Raw genomic sequence first — 7664 nt, forward strand, 5'->3', positions numbered from 1 at the left:
TGGGCGCGCTGTTCGTGCTGGCCACCGGCATCACCGTGCTGCAGGTGGCGGCCAATCCGTACGTGGCACTGCTGGGGCCGGAGCAGACCGCCTCCAGCCGCTTGACCCTGGCCCAGGCGCTGAACTCGCTGGGCACCGCGATCGCGCCGATCTTCGGCGGCATGCTGATCCTGGGCAACACGGTCAAGAGCGCCGATGCGCTGGCCGCGCTGCCGGCGGCCGAGCAGATCGCCTACCGCGCGCAGGAAGCACAGTCGGTGCAGGGCCCTTACGTGGGCCTGGCGATCGCGCTGGCGCTGCTGGCGGTGTTCGTCTATCTGTTCCGCCTGCCGGCGCTGACCGAAACCACCGAACAGGCCGACGGCGGCACGCACACCCTGCTGGACGCACTGCGCCATCGGCACGTGCTGTTCGGGGTGCTGGCGATCTTCTTCTACGTGGGCGCCGAGGTCTCCATCGGCAGCTTCCTGGTGAACTACCTGTCCATGCCGTCCATCGGGGGCTTCACCGAACAGCAGGCCACCCACTACGTGTCGGCGTACTGGACGCTGGCGATGATCGGCCGCTTCGCCGGCTCGGCGATCATGACCCGGTTCTCGCCGCGCCTGCTGCTGACACTGTTCGCGGCGGTCAACGTGGCGCTGCTGGCCCTCACCATGCTCGGCACCGGCCATGTGGCGCTGTATGCGGTGGTGGCGGTGGGCCTGTTCAACTCGATCATGTTCCCGACCATCTTCGCGCTGAGCATCGAGCGCCTAGGGCCGCTGACCAACAAGGCCTCCAGCCTGCTGATCATGGCCATTGTCGGCGGTGCGGTGGTGCCCTACCTGCAGGGCGTGCTGGCCGACCACATCGGCTTGCAGCCGTCCTTCATCCTGCCGTTGATCTGCTACGGCTACATCATTTTCTACGGGCTGTCGGGTTCGCGCCCGAGCGCCGCATTCCGCCAGGGAGCCTGAGGCCCGAATGAGCAAGATTGTCTGTTTCGGCGAGATTTTGATCGATCTACTCGCCCAGCCGCCGGCCAGCGCGGACACCCCGCGCGCGTTCCTGCAGTATGCCGGCGGCGCCCCGGCCAACGTGGCGGTGGCCGCTGCACGCCTTGGCGCGGACACGCACTTTGCCGGCATGCTCGGCCAGGACATGTTCGGCGATTTCCTCGCCGACAGCCTGGCCCAGGCCGGCGTGGCGACCGACTGCATCGTGCGTACCGATGCGGCCAAGACCGCGCTGGCGTTCGTGGCGCTGGACGCCCACGGCGAGCGCAGTTTCAGCTTCTACCGGCCCCCGTCGGCCGACCTGCTGTTCCGCGCCGCGCATTTCCATCCCAACTGCTTTGCAGGCACGCGCAGTTTCCATGTGTGCTCCAACAGCCTGACCGAAGCGGACATCGCGCAGGCCACGCTGGACGGCATGCGCCGTGCGCGCGCGGCCGGGGCGATGGTCAGCCTGGATCTGAACCTGCGCCCGGCGCTGTGGCCGGCCGGCGTGGATCCGTTGCCGCGGCTGTGGGACGCACTGGCGTTGGCCGAGCTGGTCAAGCTCTCGCGCGAGGAACTGGACTACCTGGCCGCCGCGCAGGCCGGCGGTGCCGAGGCGGTGATCGCCCGGTTGCTGGCCGCGCAGGCACAGGCGGTGGTGGTCACCGATGGCGCCGCCCCGATCCGTTGGCACACCCGCCAGGCGCAGGGCGTGCTCACCGGCTTCCGCGTGCAGACCGTGGATTCCACGGCCGCCGGTGATGCGTTCGTGGGCGGCCTGCTGTTCGGCATCGGCGAGCGCGGCGGCGATGGCGAGGCCTTCGCCACGTTCTGCCAGGACCCGGCCGCGCTCACCGCGGCGATCCGTTTCGGTGCCGCCGTCGGCGCGCTGGCGGTCACCCGCAAGGGAGCATTCGCCGCCATGCCCAGCCTCGAAGAAGTCCACCAGCTGCTGCAACAACAGGGAGATGCGGCATGAACACGCTCCACACCACGGCCCCGGTTCCACCCACCCCGGATTTCCGTTCGCCGGCGTTCCTGCGCGCGCATATCGCCCAGACGATGGCGTTCTACCAGCCGCACGAGATCGACCCGAACGGCGGCTTCTTCCACTACTACCGCGACGATGGCAGCGTCTACGACGCCGGGCATCGCCACCTGGTCAGCAGTACGCGCTTCGTGTTCAACCACGCCATGGCGTACCGCGAGTTCGGCAAGCAGGAGGACCTGGCCGCGGCCGAGCACGGCCTGCGCTACCTGCGCGAGGTGCACCGCAACCCGGTCACCGGCGGCTATGCGTGGACGCTGCGCGATGGCGTGGTCGAGGATGCCACCCACCATTGCTACGGCGTGGCATTCGTGCTGCTGGCCTACAGCTGCGCGCTCAAGGCCGGCATCGGCCAGGCGCGCGCGTGGATGGACGAGACCTGGCAGCTGCTGGAAACGCGCTTCTGGGAACCGGCATTCGGCCTGTACAAGGACGAGGCCGATGCGCAGTGGAACTTCAGCAGCTACCGCGGCCAGAACGCCAACATGCACATGTGCGAGGCCATGCTGGCCGCGTTCGAGGCCAGCGCCGAAACGCGCTATCGGGACCGTGCGCTGCTGCTGGCCGACCACATGACCCGCCGCCAGGCCGCGCAGGGCGATGGCCTGGTGTGGGAGCACTACGACACCCAGTGGCAGATCGACTGGGACTACAACCGTGACAATCCCAAGCACCTGTTCCGGCCGTGGGGCTTCCAGCCCGGCCACCAGACCGAGTGGGCCAAGCTGCTGCTGATCCTGGACCGCCACGTGCAGGCCGACTGGCTGCTGCCCACCGCGCGCCACCTGTTCGACGTGGCCGTGGCGCGCAGCTGGGATGCCACCCGAGGTGGGCTGTACTACGGCTTCGCGCCGGACGGCAGTGTCTGCGACGACGACAAGTATTTCTGGGTGCAGGCCGAAACCCTGGCCACCGCCGCACTGCTGGCCAGCCGCACCGGCCAGGCGCAGTACTGGGACTGGTACGACCGCCTGTGGGGCTATGCCTGGCAGCACATGATCGACCATCGCCATGGCGCCTGGTATCGCATCCTCGATGCGGACAACCACAAGTACACCGATGAGAAGAGCCCGGCCGGCAAGACCGATTACCACACCATGGGCGCGTGCTACGAAGTGCTCAACGTCGTGCGCTGAGCGGGTGCGACGAGGGTGCCGGCGGTTGGCCGGTGCCCTCGCTGGCCTAGCGGTTTCCTTGTTCAAGCAGCCCTGGCAGGTTCCCATGCGCGCGCCTCGTCCCTTCCGTGTCCTTTCGTCCGCCAGCGGGTGGCTGCTGTTGTTGCTGCTGTCGGTCTGGGCCCTGCCGCTGGCCGCCGCCCCCCTGGTGGCCGAGTGGTCGTTCCGCCTGTTGCCGGGCGACCCGCGCGGCGCCGCCCACCCGGGCCTGCAGCAGTGGCGCCCGGCGCAGGTGCCGGGCGCAGTGCACACCGACCTGCTCGCGCAGGGCCTGATCCCCGATCCCTACGTGGGCGCGCCCGAGGCGGGCCTGCAATGGATCGGCCTGGCCAGTTGGGAGTACCGTGCGCGCTTCGACGTGGAGGCGGCCACGCTGGCGCGCGCGCATGCCGAGCTGGCCTTCCAGGGCCTGGATACCCTTGCCACGGTCAGCTTGAACGGCCGACCACTGCTGCAGGCCGACAACAGCCACCGCACCTGGCGCGCGCGCGTGGATGGCCGCCTGCGGGCCACCGGCAATGAACTGCGCATCGTGCTGCGCTCGCCGATCACCACGCTGCTGCCGCGCGTGCAGGCCATGCCGCACAAGATCGCCGGCAACTACCCCTCGCCGTATGGCGACGAGCCGCGCGATGCGATGGTCGGCAACTTCGTGCGCAAGCCCGGCTACCACTTCGGCTGGGACTGGGGCCCGCGTTACGTGACGGCCGGGATCTGGCGGCCGGTGCAGCTGGAAAGCTGGGACGCCCAGCGCCTCACCGGGCTGGCGGTGCACACCCGCTCGCTGGATGCCGCACACGCGGCGTTGGCGATCGTGGCACAGGTGGAGAGCGCCGCCGCTGGAAAGGCAGCCGTGCACGTGGAGGTGTGGGACCCCGACGGCAAGCCGGTGGCCCGCATCGACCGCGAGGCGACGCTGCAGGCCGGCGACAACCCGATCAGCGTTCCGCTTGAGCTGGCGCAGCCGCGCCGCTGGTGGCCGGTAGGGCAGGGTGAGCAGGCGCGTTACACCGTGCGTGCCTCGCTGGTGGGCGACGGCACCGCCAGTGGCCGCATCGAGCAGCGCATCGGCCTGCGCACGGTGGAACTGCGCCGCGAGGTGGACCGCCAGGGTGGGCAGGGCTTTGCCTTCGTCATCAATGGCGTGCCGATCTTCGCCAAGGGCGCCAACGTGATTCCGCTGGACATGTTTCCCGCCCGCGTGGACGCCGCGCGGATCCGGCGCGAGCTGACCGCCGCACGCGATGCCAACATGAACATGCTGCGCAACTGGGGCGGCGGTTATTACGAGGACGATGTGTTCTTCGACATCGCCGACGAACTGGGCCTGCTGGTCTGGCAGGACTTCATGTTCGGCGGCGGCATGCAGCCCGGTTACGATCCGGCCTTCCGTGCCAACGTGGTGGCCGAGGCGCGCGACAACCTGCGTCGCCTGCGCCACCATCCCAGCGTGGTGCTGTGGTGCGGCAACAACGAGGAAGAGACCGCGTGGAAGGATTGGGGCCACGGGCGCGACCTGACCGCTGCCGATCCGGTCTTCGCGGCGAAGGTCTGGCAGGGCTACGTGGACCTGTTCGGCACCGACCTGCGCCAGGTGGTGGCCGAGGAGGGATTGGGCGTGCCGTACTGGTCCAGCTCGCCCGGCAACGACCTGGACGAGAAGGCCAACGACTCCACCCGTGGCGACAAGCACTACTGGCAGGTGTGGGGCAATCCGGCGTTGCCGGTGACCGCCTACCTGCGCGAAACCCCGCGTTTCATGTCCGAATACGGGCTGCAGGCCTGGCCGGTGCTGCGCACTCTGGAGGGCATCATCCCGCCCGCCGAGCAGCAGGTGGACAGCGCCACGGTGCGTGCGCACCAGAAGTTCATGGCGGGCGAGGGCAACCAGCGGCTGCGCAAGTACATCGAAGAAGCGTACGGCACCCCGCGCGACTTCCCCGCCTTCGTCTATCTCAGCCAGGTGATGCAGGCCGATGGCATCGCGCTGGCCGCGCTGCACCACCGTGCCTCGCGGCCGTACACCATGGGATCGCTGTACTGGCAGCTCAACGATGTGTGGCCGGGCGCCTCGTGGTCGAGCATCGATTACGCCGGGCGCTGGAAGGCGCTGCATTTCCGTGCGAAGCGCTTCTTCGCCGACCAGGCGGTGGCGGCATTGCGCGATGAGCGCGTGACCCGGGTGAGCCTGCTCAACGACCGCCAGCAGGGCTTGCAGGCCACCTGGCGGCTGCGCGTGATGGACCTCGATGGCACCTTGCGCAGCACGCGCCGCCACGCCGTGGCGGTGCCGCCGTTGTCGGCGTTGGAGGTGGGGCGTTTTGAAGACGCGGCGTTGTTGAACGGCGCCGATCCCGCACGCACGGTGGCGGTGGTCGAGCTGCTGGATGGCACGCGCGTGCTGTCGCGGGAGGTGGTTTATTTCGTGGCGGCCAAGGCGTTGGCCTTGGCCCCTGCGCAGATCGACAGCGCGCTGCGCGCCGACGGGGACGGTTACGTGCTGACCTTGCGTGCCCCCCAGCTGGTGCGTGCGCTCTGGATCGATGTCGACGGCATCGATGCCACGCTGGACGACAACGCGCTGGACCTGGTGCCGGGCGAGACCGTCACCATCGGCCTCCACAGCAAAGCGGACCTGCCCACCCTGCGCCGCGCCCTCCGCTTCACCTCCCTGGCCGACGTCACCCGGTAGCGCCACCCCATGGGTGGCTACCCGACATCGCCTGGTAGAGCCACCCCATGGGTGGCTGGCGCGGTGCAGGCATCGCGCGAAGAACAGCCACCCATGGGGTGGCTCTACCCCCGCAGGGGCACCTGGGGCGACATCACCTGGTAGAGCCCCCCATGGGTGGCTGGCACGGTGCAGGCATCGCGCGAAGAGCAGCCACCCATGGGGTGGCTCTACCCCCGCAGGGGCACCCGGGGCGACATCACCTGGTAGAGCCCCCCATGGGTGGCTGGCACGGTGCAGGCATCGCGCGATACGCAGCCACGCAGGGCGTGGGCCACCCCCGTCGGCGCTTACAGCGTGATCTGCTGGAAATTCTCGACGCGGTCGTGGCCGTGGGTGGCCTCGCCGCTGCGCGGCAGCGGGTAATCGTCCAGGCGGTCGAGCAGGCGGGTCTGCAGGCCGGCGTCCCGGGCGGCGTCGAGCTCTTCCACCACGTCGGAGAGGAACACGATCTGGCCCGCCGGGACGCCGATCGCCTTGACGATGTGGCGGTAGCTCTCGGCCTCGCGCTTGCCACCCACTTCGGTATCGAACCAGCCCGACACCAGGCCGGTCAGGTCGCCGGCTTCGCTGAAGCCGAAGAACAGCTTCTGCGAAGGCACCGAGCCGGACGAATACACATACAGCGGCTTGCCCTGCGCATGCCAGCCCTTCAACACGGCCGCCACCTCGGGATAGAAGTGCGCCTTGTAGTCGCCGTTGCGGTAGCCGCTCTCCCAGATCATGCCCTGCAGCGCCTTCAGCGCGGTGTGCTTGCGGTCCTGGTCGATCCAGCCCTGCAGGGTCTCCACGATCAGGCTGTCCTGGCAGGCGCCGCCGATCTCCATTGCCACCGCGTCCAGCCAGCGACGCACCTCCGGCTGCTGGCCATGCGCGGCGACGAAGGCCGGCAATGCCTTTCGCGCATACGGGAACAGCACGTTCTTGACGAACGAGATGCTGCTGGTGGTGCCTTCGATGTCGGTGAGGATGACGGTGGGATGCGGCATGGGTCAGTCGGCCTGGTGCTGTGCGGGGTGGTAACGCGGGAACTGCTGGGCGATGTCGCTGCCGGTGAAGTGGCCCACCCAGCCGTCCGGCTCGGTGAAGAAGCGGATCGCCACGAAACTGGGGTCCTCGCCCATGTCGAACCAGTGGGTGATCCCATCGGGCACGGCGATCAGGTCGTCCTTCACGCACTCGATCTCGTAGACCTTGCCGTCCACGTGCAGGGTGAACAGGCCGGAGCCGGCGACGAAGAAGCGCACCTCGTCTTCCTTGTGGAAGTGCTCGTCGAGGAACTTCTTCCGCAGTTCGGCGCGGTTGGGGTTGTCCGGGGCGATGGAGGCCACGTCTACGCTCTTGAAGCCATGCGTGGCGACCAGGCGGTCGATGTCGGCCTTGTAGGCGGCAAACACCTCGTCCTGGCTGGCGCCCGGGGCGACGTCCTGGGTGGCCTGCCAGCGCTCGAAGGTGACGCCGATCTTTTTCAGCTCGGCGGCGATCGCCTCGCCATCGCGGCTGTCGAACAGCGGGGTGTCCGGGGCGGTGTCCTGGAAAATGCGGAGTCGGCTCATGGCGGCGGCAGCGAGGCGAAGGGGGAAGGAAAGGGTACCAGCGCGGCGCCGGGGAAGGGGGCGCGGTCTGATGCCCAGGGGGGGAACACAGATTCCCTTCAGGAATCCGGGCGCGCCGACGTGGGGGGTATCGCGCACCCGGTAGTGGGGGGGGGGGGCGGGGGCCCCCGCGGC

At 69.0% G+C, this 7664-nt stretch carries 6 protein-coding genes; 4 read left to right on the forward strand and 2 right to left on the reverse strand.

The features are described 5' to 3' along the window. The 4 genes from RSA25_RS18220 to RSA25_RS18235 all read left to right on the forward strand — a co-directional run. Window positions 1-959, forward strand: a 959-nt coding sequence (locus RSA25_RS18220; RefSeq protein ID WP_332810242.1) for a sugar MFS transporter, incomplete at its 5' end; no start/stop codon positions are given. 7 nt (window positions 960-966) lie between these two features. Next, window positions 967-1959, forward strand: coding sequence for a carbohydrate kinase (locus RSA25_RS18225; protein WP_332810243.1), 993 nt, complete (start codon window positions 967-969; stop codon window positions 1957-1959). Continuing rightward, window positions 1956-3164 (forward strand): AGE family epimerase/isomerase, encoded by a 1209-nt coding sequence (locus tag RSA25_RS18230; protein ID WP_332810244.1) that lies wholly within the window; start codon window positions 1956-1958, stop codon window positions 3162-3164. The genes RSA25_RS18225 and RSA25_RS18230 overlap by 4 nt, the downstream gene beginning before the upstream one ends. An 85-nt stretch (window positions 3165-3249) precedes the next feature. Next, the gene (locus RSA25_RS18235) at window positions 3250-5895 is read left to right on the forward strand and encodes a glycoside hydrolase family 2 protein (protein ID WP_332810245.1); all 2646 of its coding nucleotides are present in this window, start codon (window positions 3250-3252) and stop codon (window positions 5893-5895) included. Between the two features lie 329 nt (window positions 5896-6224). On the opposite strand, the gene mtnC is transcribed toward RSA25_RS18235, so the two are convergent. Both mtnC and RSA25_RS18245 read right to left on the reverse strand, forming a co-directional pair. Continuing rightward, a complete protein-coding gene (gene mtnC, locus RSA25_RS18240) occupies window positions 6225-6923 on the reverse strand; it encodes an acireductone synthase (RefSeq protein ID WP_332810246.1) in 699 nt (232 codons plus the stop codon). A gap of 3 nt (window positions 6924-6926) precedes the next feature. Continuing rightward, the gene (locus tag RSA25_RS18245; RefSeq protein WP_332810247.1) at window positions 6927-7490 is read right to left on the reverse strand and encodes an acireductone dioxygenase; all 564 of its coding nucleotides are present in this window, start codon (window positions 7488-7490) and stop codon (window positions 6927-6929) included. Window positions 7491-7664: the final 174 nt, after the last annotated feature.

The sequence above is a fragment of the Stenotrophomonas sp. genome, assembly GCF_036662295.1.
GTDB lineage: Bacteria > Pseudomonadota > Gammaproteobacteria > Xanthomonadales > Xanthomonadaceae > Stenotrophomonas.

Coding starts and splice junctions, on each gene's coding strand:
- RSA25_RS18225 (WP_332810243.1), top strand. CDS start 967: ATGAGCAAGATTGTCTGTTTCGGCGAGATTTTGATCGATCTACTCGCC.
- RSA25_RS18230 (WP_332810244.1), top strand. CDS start 1,956: ATGAACACGCTCCACACCACGGCCCCGGTTCCACCCACCCCGGATTTC.
- RSA25_RS18235 (WP_332810245.1), top strand. CDS start 3,250: ATGCGCGCGCCTCGTCCCTTCCGTGTCCTTTCGTCCGCCAGCGGGTGG.
- RSA25_RS18245 (WP_332810247.1), bottom strand. CDS start 7,490: ATGAGCCGACTCCGCATTTTCCAGGACACCGCCCCGGACACCCCGCTG.
- mtnC (WP_332810246.1), bottom strand. CDS start 6,923: ATGCCGCATCCCACCGTCATCCTCACCGACATCGAAGGCACCACCAGC.